The organism is Shinella sp. HY16 (assembly GCF_028534175.1).
GTDB lineage: Bacteria > Pseudomonadota > Alphaproteobacteria > Rhizobiales > Rhizobiaceae > Shinella.
This window is the reverse complement of sequence record NZ_JAHYXL010000001.1, coordinates 2,720,759-2,741,099: the sequence shown is the minus strand read 5'-3', so window position 1 is coordinate 2,741,099 and position 20,341 is coordinate 2,720,759. Positions and strand designations below refer to the sequence as shown.

At 64.2% G+C, this 20,341-nt stretch carries 15 protein-coding genes; 7 read left to right on the top strand and 8 right to left on the bottom strand.

Annotation, left to right across the window (positions count from 1 at the left end; genetic code table 11):
- Positions 1-11: 11 nt before the first annotated feature.
- Genes araD1 through araD form a run of 3 tightly spaced genes read left to right on the top strand, consistent with a single transcriptional unit; the run spans position 12 to position 4,283 of the window.
- Complete coding sequence (gene araD1, locus K0P03_RS13610; protein WP_023513790.1) at positions 12-1,007, top strand: AraD1 family protein; 996 nt, start codon at positions 12-14, stop codon at positions 1,005-1,007.
- A 48-nt stretch (positions 1,008-1,055) separates the two neighbouring features.
- Positions 1,056-2,489, top strand: coding sequence for an aldehyde dehydrogenase family protein (locus tag K0P03_RS13605; protein WP_272789868.1), 1,434 nt, complete (start codon positions 1,056-1,058; stop codon positions 2,487-2,489).
- Positions 2,490-2,543: 54 nt separating this feature from the next.
- Positions 2,544-4,283, top strand: a complete 1,740-nt coding sequence (gene araD, locus K0P03_RS13600) for an L-arabinonate dehydratase (protein WP_272789867.1) — start codon at positions 2,544-2,546, stop codon at positions 4,281-4,283.
- Between the two features lie 169 nt (positions 4,284-4,452).
- Here the strand turns inward: araD and K0P03_RS13595 are convergent, their stop codons facing one another.
- Genes K0P03_RS13595 through K0P03_RS13585 form a run of 3 tightly spaced genes read right to left on the bottom strand, consistent with a single transcriptional unit; the run spans position 4,453 to position 7,657 of the window.
- Positions 4,453-5,274: a transglutaminase family protein gene (locus K0P03_RS13595; protein WP_023513793.1), complete on the bottom strand. Its 822-nt coding sequence runs from the start codon at positions 5,272-5,274 to the stop codon at positions 4,453-4,455.
- 12 nt (positions 5,275-5,286) lie between these two features.
- Complete coding sequence (locus tag K0P03_RS13590) at positions 5,287-6,228, bottom strand: alpha-E domain-containing protein (protein ID WP_023513794.1); 942 nt, start codon at positions 6,226-6,228, stop codon at positions 5,287-5,289.
- Positions 6,229-6,232: 4 nt separating this feature from the next.
- A complete protein-coding gene (locus K0P03_RS13585) occupies positions 6,233-7,657 on the bottom strand; it encodes a circularly permuted type 2 ATP-grasp protein (RefSeq protein WP_272789866.1) in 1,425 nt (474 codons plus the stop codon).
- A gap of 316 nt (positions 7,658-7,973) precedes the next feature.
- Between K0P03_RS13585 and K0P03_RS13580 the strand changes: the two genes are divergently transcribed.
- A complete protein-coding gene (locus tag K0P03_RS13580; protein WP_272789865.1) occupies positions 7,974-8,858 on the top strand; it encodes a DMT family transporter in 885 nt (294 codons plus the stop codon).
- A 55-nt stretch (positions 8,859-8,913) separates the two neighbouring features.
- On the opposite strand, the gene K0P03_RS13575 is transcribed toward K0P03_RS13580, so the two are convergent.
- Both K0P03_RS13575 and K0P03_RS13570 read right to left on the bottom strand, forming a co-directional pair.
- The gene (locus tag K0P03_RS13575; RefSeq protein WP_024270171.1) at positions 8,914-10,335 is read right to left on the bottom strand and encodes a DEAD/DEAH box helicase; all 1,422 of its coding nucleotides are present in this window, start codon (positions 10,333-10,335) and stop codon (positions 8,914-8,916) included.
- A 354-nt stretch (positions 10,336-10,689) separates the two neighbouring features.
- Positions 10,690-11,790, bottom strand: a complete 1,101-nt coding sequence (locus tag K0P03_RS13570; RefSeq protein WP_272789864.1) for a DNA alkylation repair protein — start codon at positions 11,788-11,790, stop codon at positions 10,690-10,692.
- A 212-nt stretch (positions 11,791-12,002) separates the two neighbouring features.
- Between K0P03_RS13570 and K0P03_RS13565 the strand changes: the two genes are divergently transcribed.
- On the top strand, positions 12,003-12,455 hold the full coding sequence (locus K0P03_RS13565; protein ID WP_023512043.1) for a host attachment protein: 453 nt from the start codon (positions 12,003-12,005) through the stop codon (positions 12,453-12,455).
- 18 nt (positions 12,456-12,473) lie between these two features.
- Here K0P03_RS13565 and K0P03_RS13560 read toward each other — a convergent pair whose 3' ends face one another.
- Positions 12,474-14,069, bottom strand: a complete 1,596-nt coding sequence (locus tag K0P03_RS13560; RefSeq protein WP_037405753.1) for a trimethylamine methyltransferase family protein — start codon at positions 14,067-14,069, stop codon at positions 12,474-12,476.
- 247 nt (positions 14,070-14,316) lie between these two features.
- On the opposite strand from K0P03_RS13560, the gene K0P03_RS13555 reads away from it, so the two are divergent.
- Positions 14,317-17,976 (top strand): PAS-domain containing protein, encoded by a 3,660-nt coding sequence (locus tag K0P03_RS13555; protein WP_272789863.1) that lies wholly within the window; start codon positions 14,317-14,319, stop codon positions 17,974-17,976.
- A 4-nt stretch (positions 17,977-17,980) separates the two neighbouring features.
- Here the strand turns inward: K0P03_RS13555 and mnmD are convergent, their stop codons facing one another.
- Positions 17,981-18,703: a tRNA (5-methylaminomethyl-2-thiouridine)(34)-methyltransferase MnmD gene (gene mnmD / locus K0P03_RS13550; RefSeq protein ID WP_272789862.1), complete on the bottom strand. Its 723-nt coding sequence runs from the start codon at positions 18,701-18,703 to the stop codon at positions 17,981-17,983.
- Here mnmD and K0P03_RS13545 point away from each other — a divergent pair.
- Positions 18,702-19,880, top strand: coding sequence for an NAD(P)/FAD-dependent oxidoreductase (locus K0P03_RS13545; protein ID WP_272789861.1), 1,179 nt, complete (start codon positions 18,702-18,704; stop codon positions 19,878-19,880). The genes mnmD and K0P03_RS13545 overlap by 2 nt on opposite strands.
- A gap of 7 nt (positions 19,881-19,887) precedes the next feature.
- Here the strand turns inward: K0P03_RS13545 and K0P03_RS13540 are convergent, their stop codons facing one another.
- Entirely contained in the window at positions 19,888-20,262 is a 375-nt protein-coding gene (locus K0P03_RS13540; RefSeq protein WP_050744141.1) for a PRC-barrel domain-containing protein, read from the bottom strand.
- Between the last annotated feature and the right edge of the window lie 79 nt (positions 20,263-20,341).

The following is a 20,341-nucleotide window of genomic DNA, read 5'->3' as shown; positions in this document are numbered from 1 at the left end:
AGGAAACGAAAATGCTGATGTCACAGGTAGCGAATGCCGACGGTTCGATCACGGTGGTCGTGCGCGAGGAAGGCGGCGCGGGCCGTGCGGTGAAGGGCGCGGGCAGCGTCTACGCGCTGGCCATGGAAGCCGCCAACAGCGGGCAGTCTCTGAAAGCCGTCATCGACGAAAAGGGGTTCGGCGAGACCGTCGACCTGGAGGCGGCCTATGCCGCGGGCCGGCTGCTGTCGCCGATCACCCATCCGGACGCCGCCCATCTCCATCTGACCGGCACGGGTCTCACCCATCTCGGCTCGGCCGCCACGCGCGATTCCATGCACAAGAAGACGACGGAGGCGGCCGAGGAAACCTTGACGGATTCCATGAAGATGTTCCGCATGGGTCTCGAAAATGGCAAGCCGAAGCCGGGCGAGAAGGGTGTGCAGCCCGAATGGTTCTACAAGGGCAACGGCACGCAGGCCGTGGCGCCCGGCGGCCCGCTCATCTCCCCAGCCTTCGCGCTCGATGGCGGCGAGGAGCCGGAGATGGCCGGCATCTATGTGATCGCCGCCGATGGTTCGCCCTTCCGCCTCGGGTTTGCCGTTGCGAACGAGTTCTCCGACCATGTGACGGAGCGCATCAACTATCTCTACCTTGCCCATTCGAAGCTCCGTCAGGCGAGTTTCGGTCCGGAAATCCGCATCGGCGCCGCGCCGGATGATATCCGCGGTTTCTCGCGTATCGTGCGCAATGGCGCGGTGCTGTGGGAAAAGCCCTTCGTCTCCGGCGAGGCGAACATGTCCCATACCTTCGCCAATCTCGAATACCACCATTTCAAATACGGCCTGTTCCGCGCGCCGGGCGACATCCACGTCCACATGTTCGGCACGGCGACGCTCTCCTTCGGTGACGGCATCCGCACCGAGACTGGGGATGTGTTCGAGATCGGGGCGGATGGTTTCGGCTTGCCGCTGCGCAATCCGCTGGCCATTGCCCGGGAAGAACGGATCGAAATCCGCCAATTGTAAGGGATGTGCCGCCTTGGCGCGGCGCGGGACAGACAGGAGGCCTTGCCCATGACCATCCACCAGAACCTGATTGCCGGCGAGTGGGTCGGCTCGGATGCGATCAAGAACATCAACCCGTCGAATACCGGCGACGTGGTGGGGGAGTATGCCCGCGCCTCCGTCGAGGAAACCAGGGCAGCGATCGCGGCGGCGAAGGCCGCTTTTCCGGGCTGGTCGCGTTCGGGCATCCTTGAGCGTCACGCGATCCTGCGGAAAACCGCCGACGAGATTCTGGCCCGCAAGGACGAACTCGGCCGGCTGCTGTCGCGCGAGGAGGGCAAGACGCTGGCCGAAGGCATCGGCGAGACGGTGCGCGCCGGCCAGATCTTTGATTTCTTCGCCGGGGAATGCCTGCGGCTTGCCGGGGAGACGCTGCCGTCCGTGCGTCCGAACATCGGCGTCGAGATTACCCGCGAGCCGGTTGGCGTCGTCGGCATCATCACGCCCTGGAATTTCCCGATCGCCATCCCCGCCTGGAAGATCGCCCCGGCGCTTGCCTATGGCAACACCGTCGTCTTCAAGCCGGCCGAACTGGTGCCCGGCTGTTCCTGGGCGATCGTCGACATTCTCGTGCGCGCCGGCCTGCCGAAGGGTGTCCTGAACCTCGTCATGGGCAAGGGCTCCGTCGTCGGGCAGACCATGCTCGACAGCCCCGATGTCAACGCCGTCACCTTCACCGGCTCCACCGGCACCGGAAAACGCGTGGCGCTCGCCTCCGTCGAGCATAACCGCAAGTATCAGCTCGAAATGGGCGGCAAGAACCCCTTCGTCGTTCTCGACGATGCGGACCTTTCTGTCGCCGTGGAAGCCGCCGTCAACTCGGCCTTCTTCTCGACCGGCCAGCGCTGCACCGCCTCCTCGCGCGTCATCGTCACCGAGGGCATCCACGACAAGTTCGTCGCGGCCGTTGGTGAGCGTTTGAAAGGTGTGGTCGTCGACGATGCACTGAAGGCCGGCACGCATATCGGCCCGGTCGTCGATGAAAGCCAGTTGAAGCAGGACACCGATTATATCGAGATCGGCCGGAAGGAAGGCGCAAAACTCGCCTTCGGCGGCGAGCTCCTGAAGCGGGACACACCCGGCTTCTATCTTTCGCCCGCGCTCTTCACCGAGGCGACGAACGACATGCGCATCTCGCGGGAAGAGATCTTCGGCCCCGTCGCCGCCGTCATCCGCGTCAAGGATTACGAGGAGGCGCTGGCTGTCGCCAACGACACGCCCTTCGGCCTCTCCTCCGGCATCGCCACGACCAGCCTCAAGCATGCGACGCATTTCAAGCGCAATGCGGAGGCCGGCATGGTCATGGTCAACCTGCCGACAGCGGGCGTCGACTTCCATGTGCCCTTCGGCGGGCGCAAGGGCTCGTCGCATGGCCCGCGTGAGCAGGGCAGATACGCCAGCGAATTCTACACAACCGTCAAGACCGCCTACACCCTGGCGTGAGACAAAGGCCGCTCGGCGACCCCATGCCGGGTGGTCCCTTCAAGGACTGAGGACATGAAAAAGAAAGCTGAGTGGCCGCGCAGGCTGAGATCGCAGGAGTGGTACGGCGGCACCAGCCGCGACGTGATCTACCACCGCGGCTGGATGAAGAACCAGGGCTATCCGCACGACCTGTTCGACGGTCGCCCGGTCATCGGCATCCTCAACACCTGGTCGGACATGACGCCGTGCAACGGGCACCTGCGGGAGCTCGCCGAGAAGGTAAAGGCCGGTGTCTGGGAGGCGGGCGGCTTCCCGCTCGAAGTGCCCGTGTTCTCGGCCTCGGAAAACACCTTCCGCCCGACCGCGATGATGTACCGCAATCTTGCCGCGCTCGCGGTGGAGGAGGCGATCCGCGGCCAGCCGATGGATGGCTGTGTGCTGATGGTCGGCTGCGACAAGACCACGCCGTCCCTGCTGATGGGGGCGGCCTCGGTCGACCTGCCGGCGATCGTCGTCACCGGTGGCCCCATGCTGAACGGCTATTTCCGCGGTGAGCGGGTCGGCTCGGGCACGCATCTTTGGAAGTTCTCCGAAATGGTGAAGGCCGGCGAGATGACGCAGGCCGAGTTCCTCGAGGCCGAGGCGTCGATGAGCCGTTCGTCGGGCACCTGCAACACGATGGGCACCGCCTCAACGATGGCCTCGATGGCCGAGGCGCTGGGCATGGCGCTGTCAGGCAATGCCGCGATCCCGGCCGTCGATTCCCGCCGCAAGGTCATGGCGCAGCTCACCGGCCGGCGCATCGTGCAGATGGTCAAGGACGACCTGAAGCCATCAGAGGTCATGACGAAGGAAGCCTTCGAGAACGCCATCCGCACCAATGCGGCCATCGGCGGCTCGACCAATGCGGTGATCCACCTGCTCGCCGTCGCCGGCCGGGTCGGCGTCGACCTGACGCTGGACGATTGGGACCGCTGCGGCCGCGACGTGTCGACCGTCGTCAACCTCATGCCGTCGGGCAAATACCTGATGGAGGAGTTCTTCTATGCCGGCGGCCTGCCGGTGGTGCTGAAGCGTCTCGGCGAGGCCGGCCTCTTGCACAAGGATGCGCTGACGGTCTCCGGCGAGACGATGTGGGATGAGGTCAAGGACGTCGTCAACTGGAACGATGATGTGATCCTGCCGGCCGAGAAGGCGCTGACCCAGTCGGGCGGCATCGTCGTGCTGCGCGGCAATCTCGCGCCGAAGGGGGCGGTGCTGAAACCCTCGGCCGCCTCGCCGCATCTCCTGACCCATCGAGGCCGGGCGGTCGTCTTCGAGGACATCGACGACTACAAGGCCAAGATCAACGACGACGCGCTCGACATCGACGAGACCTGCGTCATGGTCATGAAGAACTGTGGGCCGAAGGGTTATCCGGGCATGGCCGAGGTGGGCAATATGGGCCTGCCGCCGAAGGTGCTGAAGAAGGGCATCACCGACATGGTGCGCATCTCCGATGCGCGCATGTCCGGCACGGCCTATGGCACCGTCGTGCTGCATACCTCGCCGGAAGCGGCCGTCGGCGGGCCGCTGGCGGTCGTCAGGAACGGCGACATGATCGAGCTTGACGTGCCGAACCGCCGCCTGCATCTCGACATTCCCGAAGAGGAATTGGCCCGTCGGCTCGCCGAATGGAAGCCGCACCACGACCTGCCCACGTCCGGTTACGCCTGGCTGCACCAGCAGCACGTCCAGGGCGCCGATACCGGCGCCGATCTCGATTTCCTCAAGGGTTGTCGGGGCAGTGCGGTCGGCAAGGACAGCCACTGAACTTTTCGGGCGCGCTCTTCGGATCACGCCCGTCTTTTTTCCGTCTGCTCGAAGCGGCATCGCGTTGAAGCAGTTGCACAGGCCCTTAAAGCGATTTCGACGTAAGGGCCTGTGAATCGATTCAGAGGCTTACGGCGCGCCTTGCGCATGTTGATTCAGGTTCGGCTGGTCAGCTCTGGCTTTGCGACTGGCTCTGGCCGGCCGGCTCCACCGTGATGGCGACACTCATCGTCTCGGCCGAGTGCCCGAGCACCATGCCGGAAACAGGGGCGGCGTCCTTGTAGTCGAGGCCGGTCGACAGGCGCACATAGCGCGCATCCGGGCAAATCTTGTTGGCCGCATCGAAGCCGACCCAGCCGAGGCCCTGCAGATGCACTTCTGCCCAGGCGTGGCTCGCCGTCTGTTCGGGCGTTTCCATCAGCAGGTAGCCCGAGACATAGCGGGCCGGCAGCCCGAGATGGCGCGCGGCAGAAAGGAAGACATGGGCGTGGTCCTGGCAGACCCCTTGCTTCTTCTCCAGTGCCTGCTCTGCCGTCGTGTCGGGGGCGGTTTCTCCCGGCTTGTAGGCGACGGTCTCGTGGATGGCGGCCATCAGCGCGTGCATGCGTGCCAGTTCATTGTCGCCGCTCGCGGATTTGGCAAGGTCGCGTATCAGCTTGCCGGGCTTGGTCAGCGGCGTTTCGCGCAGGTAAAGCCAGAGCGGCACGAAGCCCTGGTGCGGGCCGAAGACACCGGCCCGGTCTTCCGTCTCCACCTCGCCCTCGGCGACGATACGGATCGCCACCTGCTCGGCATTGGTGCTGACGAGATCGACATGATTGCCGAAATGATCGGTGTAGCCGGCCTCCAGCCGCGCGCCATGCACGGTGGTCTTCCAGTCGCGCACGATCTGGCCGGGCTGGGTTTTCGGTGTCAGGCGGAGGCGTTGCAGCGAATACTGCACCGGGTCGTCGTAGTGATATTCTGTCGTGTGGCTGATCTTCAGTCGCATGGCTCGCCCCCGCTAGCGATAGAAGCGGTAGCCGTCGGAGATCTCTTCCCCGAGGCGGTTGTTGTGTACGATGAACTCCTCGATGAACTCATGGAGCCCCTGTTCCATGATGTCGTCGATGGTGCGGCTGCGCAGCAGCATCAGCGTGGCGGAAGCCGTCTCGTGCGCCGCGTGATTGTCGCCGTAAAGCTTTGCCAGATAGCCGAGATTGCTGACGATCTTGTCGTAGCTATAGGCGAGCGAGCGCGGCATGCGGTCGTTGAGGATCAGGAAGTCGGAGATGTTGGTCGAGGAATAGTCGCCGTCATAGACCCAGCTGTAGGAGCGGTGCGCCGAGACCGAGCGCAGGATCGATTCCCATTGCATGTTGTCGAGCGAGGAGCCGACCTTGGCGATCGCCGGCAGCAGCACGTAATATTTCACGTCGAGGATGCGGGCCGTGTTGTCCGCCCGTTCAATGAAGGTGCCGATGCGCGAGAAATTGTAGATGTCGTCGCGCAGCATGGTGCCGTGGAAGGCGCCACGAATGAGGGCGGTGCAACGCTTGATCGTCCCGATCACCTCCGGCATGTCGGCGGGCTTCACGCGTTTGGAGAGTGCCAGCTTCAGCTCGATCCAGCACTCGTTGGTCGCTTCCCAGGTCTCCCGCGTCAGCGCCGTGCGCACCATACGGGCATTGTTGCGCGCCGATTCGATGCAGGACATCACACTCGACGGGTTGGCGTGGTCGCGCAGGAGATAGTCGATGGCGTCCGCGCTCGTCAGCTTGGTGTGCACGGTGTCGAAGTCTTCGCGTACGCCGGCGCTTTGCAAGACGCCGTCCCAGTCCTCGTCGGAGGAACCGGAGCGCGTCAGCGCCATGCGCAGGCCCGCATCGACGAGGCGGGCGATGTTCTCGCCGCGCTCGATATAGCGGAACATCCAGTAGAGGCCGTTTGCAGTTCTTCCCAGCATCGGCTCAGTCCTCCAGAACCCAGGTGTCCTTCGTGCCGCCGCCCTGGCTGGAGTTGACCACCAGCGAGCCTTCCTTCAGCGCCACGCGGGTGAGCCCGCCGGGAATGATCTGCACCTTGTCGGACACGAGCACATAGGGCCTGAGATCGACGTGCCGGGGCGCGATGCCCTTGTTGACGAGGATCGGGACGGTGGAGAGCGACAGCGTCGGTTGGGCGATGTAGTTCGCGGGCCGGGCTTTGAGCTTTTCGGCGAAGGCCGCGCATTCCTTCTTCGAGGCGGTCGGGCCGACCAGCATGCCGTAGCCGCCCGAACCGTGCACTTCCTTGACGACCAGTTCGCTGAGGTGTTCCAGCACGTATTTCAGGCTGTCCTCTTCCGAGCAGCGCCAGGTCGGCACGTTTTCGAGCAGCGCCTTGCGGCCGGTATAGAACTCGACGATCTCCGGCATGTAGGAATAGATCGCCTTGTCGTCGGAAATGCCGGTGCCGGGCGCATTGGCGATGGTGATGTTGCCGGCCTTGTAGACATCCATGATGCCGGGAATGCCGAGCGCCGAATCCGGCCGGAAGGTCATCGGGTCGAGGAAGTCGTCGTCGACGCGGCGGTAGAGCACGTCGATCGCCTCGTAGCCGCGGGTCGTGCGCATCTTCACCTTGCCGTCGACGACGCGCAGGTCCGAGCCCTCGACCAGCTCCACGCCCATCATGTCGGCGAGGAAGGAATGTTCGTAATAGGCGGAATTGAAGATGCCCGGCGTGAGCACGGCGACGCGCGGTTTTCCCGAACAGCCGGGCGGGGCCAGCGAGGCAAGGCTTTGGCGCAGCGTCTTGGGATAATCCTCGACCGGCCGCACCTTGTTGAGGTGGAACAGTTCCGGGAACATCTGCATCATGGTTTCCCGGTTTTCCAGCATATAGCTGACGCCGGAGGGTGTGCGGGCATTGTCTTCCAGCACGTAGAACTGGTCTTCGCCCGTACGTACGATGTCGGTGCCGACGATGTGCGTATAGACGCCGCCCGGCGGCTTGAAGCCGATCATCTGCGGCAGGAAGGCGACGTTGCGCTCGATCAGCTCGCGGGGAATGCGGCCCGCCTTGATGATTTCCTGCTTGTGGTAGATGTCGTCAAGGAAGGCGTTGAGGGCGATGACCCGCTGTTCGATGCCCTGGGCGAGCCTGCGCCACTCTCGGCCGGAAATGATACGGGGGATGATGTCGAAGGGGATGAGCTTTTCGGAGCTGTCTTCGTGTCCGTAGACCGCGAAGGTGATGCCGGTCTTTCGAAAGAGGTTCTCGGCGTCTCTTGATTTGGCGATCAGGCGAGCCCGATCCTGTCCTTCGTACCAGTCATGGTAGTTTTCGTATGGCTGCCGCGGGCCTCGGTCCGCATTCATCATTTCATCAAATGCCAAAGGCGTGTTCCCCATTTTTCGCCATTTGAGTACAACATCAGGGGCAATGCAAGAACCATGCTCAATTAGCAGGAAAGAATTCTCACACCGCTTTGGGAGCAGTCAAACCGGCCGGAAGGACGGTTTTCCCGATGCGTGGTCCATGCGCGTGTTTACACCGGGCAGGTTTGCGGGGAGCGGGCGGGACGGATCTGCCGAAAACATGGGCAGATGCTGAAAAAGCGATTTTGCCCGCTCTTTCGCTGAACCTAATCATCAAGGAAATTCCTTTGACCGTCGTGGAAGCGGCGCCTATCGCTCGCGCACTGATTGTTTCCCTGCCGAAAGTCCCATGTCCCTCGATCGTCTGGCTCCTGCCATTTTCGTCCTGCTCTGGTCCACCGGCTGGGTCGTCGCGAAATACGCGACCTTCGTTTCCGAGCCGCTGACCTTTCTCGGCATCCGCTACCTGACCGCGGCGCTGCTCTTTGCCGGTTTCTGCGTCGTGACCGGTGCTGTCTGGCCGCGTGACCGGCGCACTGTCGTGCACGCCGTCGTCTCCGGCGCTTTCCTGCACGGCCTTTATCTCGGGGCGGTCTGGTGGGCGATCGGCGAGGGCGTTCCGGCGGCGCTTTCCTCCATCATAGCGGCGCTGCAGCCGTTGATGACGGCGCTGGCCGCACCGTTCTTTATCGGTGAGCGGTTGAGCCCGGCACAGAAGGCCGGCCTCTGTCTCGGCTTCCTCGGGGTGCTGTTGGCCGTACTGCCGAAATTCTTCGGCCAAGGGGCGGCAGAAATCCCGGCCTTCGCCATCGTCGTCAACATGCTCGGCATGGCAGCCGTCACCTACGGCACGATCTACCAGAAGCAATATCTGCCGACGGGGGACATCAGGGCGATCGCGACCCTGCAATACATCGGCGCGCTGATCGTCACCGTGCCCCTCGCGCTCAGTCTGGAAAACCTGCATGTCGATTTCGGCTGGGCTTTCGTCGCGTTGCTCGCCTGGTCGGTTCTCGGCATCTCCATGGGGGCGATCCTGCTGCTGCTCTACCTGCTGCGCCGTGGACAGGTGTCCCGCGCGGCCTCCCTCATCTACCTCGTGCCGCCGATCGCGGCCCTCCAGGCTGCTGCCATCTTCGGCGAGGAACTGACGATCCCGATGATCCTGGGCACGCTGATCGTCGTGGTCGGCGTCTACCTCACCAACCGCAAGGACCCTGCGCCGGCGGAATGAACAAACAAAAACGGCGGGCCGAAGCCCGCCGTTTCCTCATTCTATAAAGATGCGCTTATGCCTGTTCGCGGCGCTGGCCTTCCGAACGGCGCGGCTTGCCGTTCTGGTTCGGGCGGCCCTGGCCGTTGCCGCCGCCGTGGTTGCGGTTCTGGCGCTCGCCCTGCTTCTGCGGCGGGCGGTTGCCATGCGCGCGCTTGCCGGCCGCCGGTGCGCCGCCATCGGCCTGCCCACCTTCGCCGAACGGCTTGCGCGCTGGGCGCTGGCCTGCGCGACCCTGGCTGGCGCGATGGCCGCTGCCCGAGCGGGGCTTGCGCGACTTGCCGCCGGGGCCTGCGGTGATGACGGCAGGCGCTTCACCGCTTGCGACGGTGATCTGGATGCCCATCAGCTTTTCGATATCGCGCAGCAGGTGCGCTTCGTCCGGCGTGCAGAAGGCGATGGCGATGCCGTCGCGGCCGTTGCGGGCCGTGCGGCCGATCCGGTGCACATAGGCGTCCGGCACTTCCGGCAGGTCGTAGTTGTAGACATGGGTGACGCCCGGAATGTCGATACCGCGGGCGGCGACGTCGGTGGCGACGAGAACGCGAATTTCGCCGTCACGGAAGGCCTTGAGGGCGCGCTCGCGCTGGCCCTGGCTCTTGTTGCCGTGGATGGAGGCGGCCTTGAAGCCGATATGGTCGAGGTGCTTCATCAGCTTCTCGGCGCCATGCTTGGTGCGCGAGAAGACGAGCGACAGGCCGTCCGGATTGTCTGACAGCGTCTTGCGCAGGATCTGCGCCTTCTGGTCCTTGCCGGGAACGTGGTGGACATACTGCTCCACCTTGTCGGCAGCCTTGCCGGGGGGCGTGACTTCGACCTTCTTCGGGTTGACGAGGTACTCGCCGGCAAGTTCGCCGATCAGCTTCGGCATGGTGGCCGAGAAGAGCAGCGTCTGGCGGTTCTTCGGCACCATCTTGGAGATCTTGCGCAGGTCGTGGATGAAGCCGAGGTCCAGCATCTGGTCGGCTTCGTCGAGCACGAGGTAGCGGGCCTGGGTCAGCGTCACGGACTTGCGGTTGACGAGATCGAGCAGGCGGCCGGGGGTGGCGACGAGGATGTCGGTGCCGCGCGAGAGCATTTCCGACTGCTTGTTGATCGATGCGCCACCGACGACGGTGACGACGCGCAGCGGCGTCTTCTTGACGAAGTCGCGCAGGTTGTCGGCGATCTGGTTCACCAGCTCGCGGGTCGGGGCGAGGATGAGGGCGCGGATGTTGCGCGGATCGGGGCGGCGGGCGTCGGCGAGAAGCTTTTCGATCATCGGCAGGCCGAAGGCGGCCGTCTTGCCGGTGCCGGTCTGGGCAAGGCCGATCAGGTCGCTGCCTTCGAGGACGAGCGGGATGGCCTTTTCCTGGATCGGCGTTGCTTTTTCAAAGCCGAGGGCGGAGAGCGTTGCGACGATGGTCTTCGAGAGGCCGAGGTCGTGGAAAGTGGTCAAGTCAAATACCTTTCGGGGCGCCAGGCGACTTTCCCGACCGCAGTTCCGGACGCGGGATCGCGTCCCGCTTTCGCTCGAACTGCCTCGGACCGGAACCGCACCATGCGCTTCCGGTTTCGTCTGGCGTCAAGAACCCCGCGTGAATTGGGAACTTGTGGGTTGGTTTGCAATCGTCTGCGCAGTCATCCGCAAATGGGAGGCGGATCGTTCTCTTGCGCTTGTCCTTCTTAGCGTCCCGTTGCAGGGACATCTCAGGCTCGCTCACGCGGCGGCCGAAGGGCGACGCTGCGGCTCATGTCGTTGTTTTGCGGTGAAAAGTCAAGTCCTAGTTTTCGCAGATGCGAAGGGGAGGCTTCACGCCATACGCAGGTCGAAGTCGGCCGATGCACAGATCGAGCCATTGATCAGGATCTGGATGCGGTGCGCTCCAGGATAGTAGCGCCGCGTGGTGATCGCCCGGATGGCGTGTTCCTTGTCGATCGTCTGGCTGCTGCCGGCCGGCAGATCGAGCTGCTTCCACTTGAAGACCTTCGGCGCCAGCGTGCCGTTTGCCTTCACATGGTGGATCGCATAGTCGATCATCAGCCGTTGCGGCGCCACATCCCCGTTCGTCACGACGATGGAGAAGCCGAGCTTGTCGCCAAAGACGACGTTCGGCGTTGTGAGCGTGAGGGCCGCGCCGATGCCCCTGGCTGCCGCAAAGCCGAAATTGGCGAGCGCCTTAGCATCGCCCTTCTTCAGCAGCGTACGCGAAGCATGGCGCAGCAATTGCCGGCGCTCGGCGGAGGCGTCCTCGATATGCCGCTCGACGAAACCGGTGACGAGGGCGGGATGATCCTTGGCGATGTCGTTGAGGCTGTTGGCGACGGAGCGGCGCACATAGTCTTCGGGATCGTCGAGGAGGGCGACGAGGATCGGCAGGATCGGTGCCGGGTCCCTGACGAGCGCCGGCAGGCGCATCGCCCAGGGCAGCCGCGGCCGGGTGCCCTCACTGGCAAGCCGACGGACGTGATGATTGGTATCGGCCGTCCAGTGCGCGATTTCCGCAAGCGCGCGGTCCTGCTCGGCATGGACGAAGCGGCGGATGCCGAATTCCGCTGTGAAATGCGGTGTCAGCGCCTTGAGGAGGGAAAGCGACAGGTCGAAATGCGAGAGGCCCTGTTGCGAGACGAACTGGTTGACCGGCAGAAGGGCCCAACCGGAAACCCCCGGCCCATCCGCCTGGGGCAGTGCCCTTCGGAGGATCTCCGCGGCGGCGGCATAGTCGGCGGGCAGCATCTGTACCAGCGCGTCCTTGACCCGTTCGGCACGCTGCATCAGCTCCAATGCATCCATGCCGTCGCTTGCAAGCTGCGTGAAGCGTGCCGCATCGAAATCCGGTGCGACGCGGGAAATGTGATCCGCCATCTCCTTCACCAGTCCGGGATGCAGCAGGTTCTTGAGCGGTTCGGCCACGGGGCTCTCCTGTCCTTTCGGGTACCCTAGCGAGCCAACACGGGGTGGGGATAGGGGCGGGCGCGGCTTTCCAACAGCTTCGTGACCCGCGCGATCAGGAACATGTGCCTCCTCCTTGCGTTGGATCAACGCGCATCCTGCCACAATCCTGTCGGATGCTGCGCGGGGCGGATTCGTCCGCCTGTCCATGAATCTCGCTACGGGAGTGAAATATGACCGCTACGACTTGGATTCTCGCCGCTGATGGCAATCAGGCTCGCCTGCTCAAGGGGGTGAACCTGTTGAAGGATGGCCAGCAGAGCCCGGAGCAGGAGGTTTTTCGCTGGGAGCCGAAGAAGGCGCAGGACATCATGGCCGACAAACCCGGCCGCAGCCACTCCTCCGTGGGTCCCGGCCGTTCCGCAATGGAATATTCGAGCGATCCGGTGCGGGAGGAACAGCAGAAGTTCACCGCCGAAGTCGCCGGCCGCATCGATGACTATGCCGCGGAAGGCGCCTTCGACCGGCTTGTCGTCTGCGCCGCGCCGCAGACACTCGGGGACCTGCGCAACAAGCTCTCCGACAAGACGCGCACCTTGACCATGGCCGAAATCGACAAGAATTTTTCCAACCTGCCGACGGAGAAGCTGATCTCCTCCGTGCGGTCCATCATGTTCAACGCCTGATTCTGTGCGAAAAGCGTCTTAGAAATCGGTGGGAACGCCGCCCTCTTCCTTGCGCCTGGCGACGAACGCTTCCAGTTCGTCCTCGATCGCCGGGTCGAGCGGCGGCTTCTCGTAGGCGTTGAGCTTTTCCTTGAAGACCCGGTTGGCATGGTCGTAGGTGGTCGGCCGGCCGGCTTCCGTCCAGGTCTCGAAGTTGCGCCAGTCCGAGAGGATCGGCGAATAGAATGCCGTCTCGTAACGGGCGAGCGTATGGGGTGTGCCGAAGAAGTGGCCGCCCGGCCCGACGTCGCGCACGGCCTCCAGGCCGAGGGCATCGGGGCTGACATCGAGTGGTGCCAGATATTCCGCCACCATCTGCAGCATGTCGACATCGAGGATGAACTTCTCGAAGGAGGCCGTCAGGCCGCCCTCGCTCCAGCCGGCCGAATGCATGATGAAATTGCCGCCGCCCTGTGTGAGCGCCCAGAGGGAGAAGGCGGATTCGTAGGCGGCCTGCGCATCCAGCGTGTTCGAGGCGTTGGTGTTCGAGGTGCGATAGGGGATGTTGTATTTGCGTGCGAGCTGCCCGCCCGCAACCACCGCTTTCATGTATTCCGGCGTGCCAAAGGCCGGCGCGCCCGTCTTCATGTCCACGTTGGAGGTGAAGCCGCCATACATGACCGGCGCGCCGCGCCGCACCATCTGCGTGAAGGCGATGCCAGCCAGCGCCTCGGCATTCTGCTGTACGACTGCGCCTGATATCGTCACCGGTGCCATGGCGCCGGCGAGGGTGAAGGGCGTCACCACCACGACCTGCCCCCGCGCCGACATCTCGATGATGCCCTGCAGCATCGGTCCGTCGAGGCGCAGCGGCGAAGATGTGTTGATGATGGTGAAGAGCGAGGGCTCGCGCTCCATCTGCTCCATCGAGATGCCGCGGCCGATGCGGGCGATCTCGATGCCGTCGAGATTGCGCTGCCGGCCGAGCGAATAGACGTGGAAGACCTTGTCGGTCAGCGTCACCAGGTCCGACAGGCAGTCGAGATGGCGAACGGAGGCGTGGATGTCGACCGGCTCGACGGGGTAGCCGCCCGTTGTATGGATGATGTCGTAGGACTGGGCGAGCTTCACCAGCTTGCGGAAATCCTCCTGATTGCCGGCGCGCCGGCCACCGTCGCGGTCGGCGACGAAGGGGGCGGAGGCGATCTGCGCGAAGACGAGATTGTTGCCGCCGATCTCCACATTGCGCAGGGGGTTGCGCGCATGCATCGTGAAGGCCGGCGGGACGGAAGACATCATGTCCAGGATGAGGCCACGGTCGAAGCGCACGCGGTCCGTACCGGGCGTCACGTCCGCGCCGGCCGCCTTCATGCGCTCGCGGGCCTCCGGCAGGATGATGTCCATGCCGATCTCTTCTAGGATGGCGAGCGAGGCCTGATGGACGGCCTCCAGCGCATCCTCGGAAAGCACCGCGGAGGGGGCCGTCGTGTTGACGAGATTGAGATATTTCGATGTGGTCTGCGGCCGGCGGGTGCGCTCTGCACTGCGCCCGCCGCTGCGGCGCCGGCGCTCGACAGGCGCCTCGGATGCCTCCGGTTGTTCGAGGTGATTTTCGAGTTTGATCACGTCGCCCATGTGCAGCGCAGCCCCGGTCTGGTTTGCCTCGTGCCCTTGTTGCATATCTTGCACGCGCGTGCCTCCGCCATTTGCGACAGCGAAATGCCCTGGTGGATAAGCAATAGCGGCGAAGTGCATTTTCGGAACACGCCTGCCCGGATGCATGACTTCCGGCAACGAACGGTTAACCATCCGTTCAAGGATTGATGATACTCCCCGAGGGGTATGAATCTCTCCCTCCGTGCCGCTTTGGGGAGCAACTGGCGTGGCTGAATCTCAAGACGAATTGCTGGTGGCGGCCTGTGCGCGCGTTCGCGAACACCTGCACCCGGCATACGTCAAAAGCAGCGAATTGCGTTATCTGGCGGTGAACGAGGCCTATGCCCGCCTGTTCGGCCATAGCGCTGCGGAGATGATAGGCCTGACCAGCGAGGAAATCGGCGAGACGCCGGGGCATGGCGACCGGGACGATCCGGAGCGCCGCTGCCTGATCTTCGGAAATCCCGAGCGGGCCCGCTATCTGCATCCGTTCGGCGGAGGCAGTTTCGATATCGCCATGAAACGCGAGCGGATCTCTGCGACCCTCTCGGTGCTTGTCGGCCTCTTTACGCCGTCGGTCGAAGCGCTGGCCGCCACAGTCGGTGTGGTCGCCAATGCGAATTGTGCCGGAGGGGTGTCGGTGGATGACCTGGCCCCGGATCGGGGCGAGACCGCCACCGATCATGTGGAGCACGCGCTCGACGCGCTCGGCGCCGGGGTCGCCGTCTTCGGTGCCGACAACCGGCTGCGTTATGCCAACCGCAGCATGCGGGAATTCTACCATGTGCTCGTTGGTGAATTTGCCGATGGACCCGTCAGTCTTGCCGCGCTCACGCGTGCGCTGCACGACATCGAGGTGGGACGCACATCGGAGGCGGAGTGCGAGCGCTGGGTGGCGGCGCGGCTCGCCAGCTATGATCTGCCACTGCATGAATGTGTCGTCCGCCTCGCTGGTGGCTGGACGCGCCTCGTCACCCAGCGTCGGCCCGATGGCACGCTCGTTGCGCTGCGCATCGACGTGACGGCGCTGAAGGAAAGCGAAGGACGCCTCAAGCAGCATTCGCAGGAGATCAGTCTCTATCGAGCGCTGCTCGACGAGCTACCGGTCGCAAGCTTCATGCGCGACGAAAACCAGCGCATGATCTTCGCCAACCGCGCCTATGTCGCCTTGACGGGCCGGCAGCCGGAAGAACTGCTCGGCCTCACCACGCTCGATATGTATCCGGAGCAGGGTGAGGAATTCCACGCGCAGAACCAGAAGGTGCTCGATACCGGCGAACTGCTTGAGACTGAGATCGAATACATCCGGCCGGACGGCTCGGTGCTGCCGACGATCTCGCGGCTCTACCGGGTCACCACGCTCGACGAGAAGAGCTATCTCATCGGCTCGATCACCGACACCACGGTGCTGAAGAAGCGTGAAAGCCAGCTCATCGAGGCCCAGCGGCAGGCGGAAGCCGCCAGGGCGGACATCGAGAGTATCGTCGAATCGCTGCCGGTCGGCATCGTCGTCGTCGACGAGACCGGCAATATCGAACTGGTGAACGGTGCCTTCGAGGAGTTGTGGGGCGGCGCGCTGCCGCCGGTGAAGGGGCGCCCGCTGGATGATCTCCTGCGCTTCCAGCAGGCACAGGGCGGCATCAGCGGGGAGGACGGCCCGCATGCCGAGGGGTATGCGGCCTGCATTTCAGGCATCCGCGCCGGCGAGACGCCGGTGCGCGAGGTCGCCTATGCCAATGGCCGGACGGTGATCGAGGCCGGCTGCGCAATTTCCGGCGGCCGCTGCCTTCTGACCTATATCGACATTACGGAGCGGCGCGAGCGCGAGCGCGAGGTACTGGAAACCCGCAGTGCCCTTGAAGAGGTCGGTAGCCTCGTCAAGGATGCGGTCTCCTCGATGAGCCAGGGCCTCCTCATCATTGAAGATGGTGTGGTGGTTCTCTCCAACGAGGCGCTGTCGAAGATGATCGCCATGCCGAACGAACTCCTGCAGCCGGGTGCGCTCGTCAAGGATGTGCTGCAAAGCAACATCGATCGCAACATTACCGGCTTCCTCGGCGAAGAACCGGTCGATGCCAGCCAGTTCGGGACGATCCTCTTCACCGGCAAGCCTGCTTCGCTGACGATCTTCAGCGGCTACCAGCGCTGGCTGCGTCTCGACGTGACCCCGACCAGCCGCGGCCGCGACGTCATGGTCTTTTCGGACATCACGGATCTCAAGAGCCGCGAAGACGAACTGCGCCGCCTCGTCACGCGCGCCGAGATGGCCGACAAGGCGAAGTCGGAATTCCTTGCCAATATGAGCCATGAAATCCGCACGCCGATGAACGGCGTGCTCGGCATGGCGGAACTGCTTGCGAAATCGAACCTCGACACGCGGCAGAAGACCTTCATCGATATCATGGTGAAGTCCGGCAATGCGCTTCTCACCATCATCAATGACATCCTCGATTTCTCGAAGATCGATGCCGGCCAGATGACGCTGCGCGCCGTCAGCTTCAACCCGGTGGAGGCGATCGAGGACGTGGCGACGCTGCTGTCCACGAAGGCGGCGGAGAAGGATATCGAGCTCGTCGTGCGCGGCGCAGCCAGCATGCCGGCGGTGGTGATGGGGGACGCCGGCCGCTTCCGCCAGATCGTCACCAACCTCGTCGGCAATGCCGTCAAGTTCACCGATCGCGGCCACGTTCTCATCGACCTCTCCTCGCAGATGGGGGAAGACGGCAAGGTGGAGATCATCATCCGTGTCGAGGATACGGGGGCAGGCATTCCGGCCGAGAAGATGGAATCGATCTTCGAGAAGTTCTCGCAGGTCGATGCGTCTTCGACCCGACGCCATGAGGGCACCGGTCTTGGTCTTGCGATTACTGACGGGCTGACGCGTCTCTTCGGCGGTACGCTGACGGCGACCAGCGAGGTCGGCAACGGGTCGGCCTTTACGGTGCGCCTGCCGATGACGCTTGCCGTCGCCGCCCTGCCGGCCCGCATCGTGCCGGCCAAGGCGCCCGGTGCGCGCATTCTTGTCGTCGATGGGCACGATCTCTCCCGCAAGGCTTCGCACGACATGCTGCTCGATTGGGGTTTCGACGCGACCGCCGTCGGCTCCGAGACGGAAGCGCTTGCCGTTCTTGCGGCCGCTGGCGACATGGGCGTGTCGGTCGATGCGATCCTGCTCGATTACCACCCCGACCGTGCGCCCGATTTCGTGCAAACGCTGCGGGAGGGTGCCCGGACGGCCGGCACCGCAGTGATCGTGCTCACCTCGATGAACCTTTCGGCCGAGGACAAGTTGCTCTCCTCGCCGGATATCCAGGCCCATCTCATGAAGCCCGTACGGGCTGATCTGCTGCGGGAGACGGTATCCGAGGTGCTGCGGGCGACGCGGGGAATGAAGGCGCCGACGCAAGGCGCGACCGAAGGCAAGGTCCTGCCGCTACGCCCGCTTGCGGCCTCTCCCGAGGTCACGGCTGCTGATGATGAAGTCATCGATGTCCTCGTGGCCGAGGACAACGAGGTCAACCAGATCCTCTTCACCCAGATGCTGATGGCCTGCGGCCTGCGCTTCCGGCTGGTGGAGAACGGGCAGGAGGCGGTGGATGTTTTCCGCGCGTCCCACCCCGGCATGATCCTGATGGATATCTCCATGCCTGTCATGGACGGGTTGCAGGCAAGCCGTGCGATCCGTGCGATCGAAAGCGGCTCCGGCCGCCGCGTGCCGATCGTCGCCGTCACCGCTCATGTGCTCGATGGCGACCGCGAGGAATGCCTTGCGGCGGGTATGGACGATTATCTGACGAAGCCGATCAGTATCGAGAAGCTGGAAGAAAAGCTCGACCGCTGGCTGAAGCGCAGCGGCAGGGAAGCCGTGACGGGCACGCTGTCCTGACGGCTCAGGTTGCCGGCCTTTCCCCACACAGCATTTCACGCTTTCCGGCGAAACCCGGGCGGCGCTCCACGACGAAGCCGGCGGCAGCAAGGTTGCGCCGTACGAAACCGGCCGCCGCATAGGTGCCGAAGCGACCGCCCGGAACGGTCAGGCGGAAAACCGCGGCCATCAGCTCGGCCGACCACATGTCGGGATTGCGTGCAGGCGCGAAGCCGTCGAGAAACCAGGCGTCAAACGGCGTCGTCTCGCTCTCGAGGCTTTCGATGGCCGCGCCGCAGACCACGGTGAGGCGGACGCCGGGGGCAAGGTCGATCTCGACACGTCCGTTCGGCGCCTCCGGCCATTTCTCGGCAAGGATTTTACGTTCGTGTTCGATTTCCGGCCAATGCGCGAGCGCCCGGGCGATATCCGCGCGCGCCATCGGAAACCGCTCGAAGGAGGTGAAGTGGAGACTTGCGCCTTCCGGCGCGGTCCCGCGCCATTGCCGCCAGGTCTCGCAGAGGTTGAGGCCGGTGCCGAAGCCGAGTTCGGCGATGCGGAATGGTTCGGCCCGCTGCCAGCGGTCTGGCAGGCCATTGCCGGCAAGGAAGACGTGGCCACATTCCAGCCGGCCGTCGCTGCGGCAATAAAAGTGGTCGTCAAAGGCCCGGGAATAGGGCATATCGCCGTCGTGCCAGTCGAGGGCGGCTTCGGTCTGCGGCGCGTTTTCAGGATTGTGGTCAGCCATGTCGAATGCCGATAATCGCGGGAAGGTCGCCGGTCAACCGGCCGTGGACCTCATCGTCGTCGGCGGCGGGGTGATGGGCCTGTGGACCGCGCTTTTTGCCGCCCGGCAGGGCCTCTCGGTGCACCTTGCCGAGCGCCGGACGATCGGGGCCGGTGCGAGCGGCGGCGTGCTCGGCGCGCTGATGCCGCACCTGCCGGATCGCTGGAACGCCAAGAAGGCCTTCCAGTTTGCCGCTCTGGTCTCGCTCGAAGCGGAGATCGCGGCGCTGGAGGCCGAGACCGGGCTTTCCGCCGGTTATCGCCGCTCGGGCCGCCTCATTCCCCTTCCGAAGCCGCACAATCGTGCCATTGCAATCGGCCATGCGCAGGACGCATTGTCCGCCTGGGCTATGCCTGATCGAACCTTCGCCTTCGAGGTGCTGGATGCCCCCCTCGTCGCCGGATGGCCGGCCGAGGTCGCGATGGTCTCGGGGCTCGTTCATGATCATCTTGCTGGTCGCCTGGCGCCGCGTGCACTGCTCGCCGTATTGCGGGCTGCTCTTGCGCGCCTGCCGAAGGTGACGATCTGCGAAGGCGCTGGACTTCAGGCACTGGATCCTGCCACCGGCGTCGCCTGTTTCGAGGACGGAACCAGCCTTGCCTTCGGCCATTGCGTGCTGGCAGCTGGCGTCGAGACCTTTGCCTTGCTTGCCCCTCTTGCTCTACCGTTGGCAAGGCCGATGGGGAGCGCGGTGAAGGGGCAGGCGGCGCTGCTTCGGGCTTCTGTCGATCCGGCGCTGCCGGTGATCTTTGCTGACGGGCTCTATATCGTGCCGCATGAAGATGGCCTGGTTGCGATCGGCAGCACCAGCGAGAACAGCTTCTCCGATCCTTCAGGCACCGACGGCCTTCTGGACGCGCTGATCGCCAAGGCGCGGCAGACGGCTCCGGTTCTGGCAGAGGCGCCGGTCGTGGAGCGCTGGGCAGGGCTGCGGCCAAAGGCGATCGGCCGGGAGCCGATGGTGGGGCGGCATCCCGATCATCCGAATGTCAGCCTGATGACCGGGGGCTTCAAGGTGAGCTTCGGCCTGGCGCATGAATTGGCGCGCACTGTGGTGGATGAAATTGAGGGCGGCACGCTTCGCGTACCGCCCTCCTTCACCGTCGCGGCCCACTTCGAGGAAGCCGGACGGACGTGAACGCACCTTACATCCAGTAAGGCGGCACGCCGTAGTAGTCGTGGATCACCTTGCCGTTGCGGCGGTTCCAGTCGTATTCAGCATCGCTTTCATAATGCGGCGCGCGCTCGACCTGGTCCTTCGTCACATCGACGCGGTAGCCGCCGAGGCCTTCGTCATAGTTCAGCTTCGCCCAGGGCAAGGGATAGTGGTCCTGGCCGAGGCCGAGGAAACCGCCGAAGCTGAGTACCGCGTAGGAGACGTGACCGCTGCGCTTGTCGAGAATCAGGCGCTCTACCGAGCCGATATGCTTGCCGTCGGCCCCGTAGACACTCGTTCCCTCCACTTTGTCGCTGGCGATCAGATTCTGGGTTTCGCGAATGTTTGCATCCTGCATGGCCATAGGTGTTTCTCCTTGCTTGTGATGGACAGGAAACGGGCCAAGGCGGTAATGGTTCCTTATGAGGGTATGCATCGGATTC

Coding starts and splice junctions, on each gene's coding strand:
- araD1 (WP_023513790.1), top strand. CDS start 12: ATGCTGATGTCACAGGTAGCGAATGCCGACGGTTCGATCACGGTGGTC.
- K0P03_RS13605 (WP_272789868.1), top strand. CDS start 1,056: ATGACCATCCACCAGAACCTGATTGCCGGCGAGTGGGTCGGCTCGGAT.
- araD (WP_272789867.1), top strand. CDS start 2,544: ATGAAAAAGAAAGCTGAGTGGCCGCGCAGGCTGAGATCGCAGGAGTGG.
- K0P03_RS13595 (WP_023513793.1), bottom strand. CDS start 5,274: ATGCGACTGAAGATCAGCCACACGACAGAATATCACTACGACGACCCG.
- K0P03_RS13590 (WP_023513794.1), bottom strand. CDS start 6,228: ATGCTGGGAAGAACTGCAAACGGCCTCTACTGGATGTTCCGCTATATC.
- K0P03_RS13585 (WP_272789866.1), bottom strand. CDS start 7,657: ATGGGGAACACGCCTTTGGCATTTGATGAAATGATGAATGCGGACCGA.
- K0P03_RS13580 (WP_272789865.1), top strand. CDS start 7,974: ATGTCCCTCGATCGTCTGGCTCCTGCCATTTTCGTCCTGCTCTGGTCC.
- K0P03_RS13565 (WP_023512043.1), top strand. CDS start 12,003: ATGACCGCTACGACTTGGATTCTCGCCGCTGATGGCAATCAGGCTCGC.
- K0P03_RS13560 (WP_037405753.1), bottom strand. CDS start 14,069: ATGGGCGACGTGATCAAACTCGAAAATCACCTCGAACAACCGGAGGCA.
- K0P03_RS13545 (WP_272789861.1), top strand. CDS start 18,702: ATGTCGAATGCCGATAATCGCGGGAAGGTCGCCGGTCAACCGGCCGTG.
- mnmD (WP_272789862.1), bottom strand. CDS start 18,703: ATGGCTGACCACAATCCTGAAAACGCGCCGCAGACCGAAGCCGCCCTC.
- K0P03_RS13540 (WP_050744141.1), bottom strand. CDS start 20,262: ATGGCCATGCAGGATGCAAACATTCGCGAAACCCAGAATCTGATCGCC.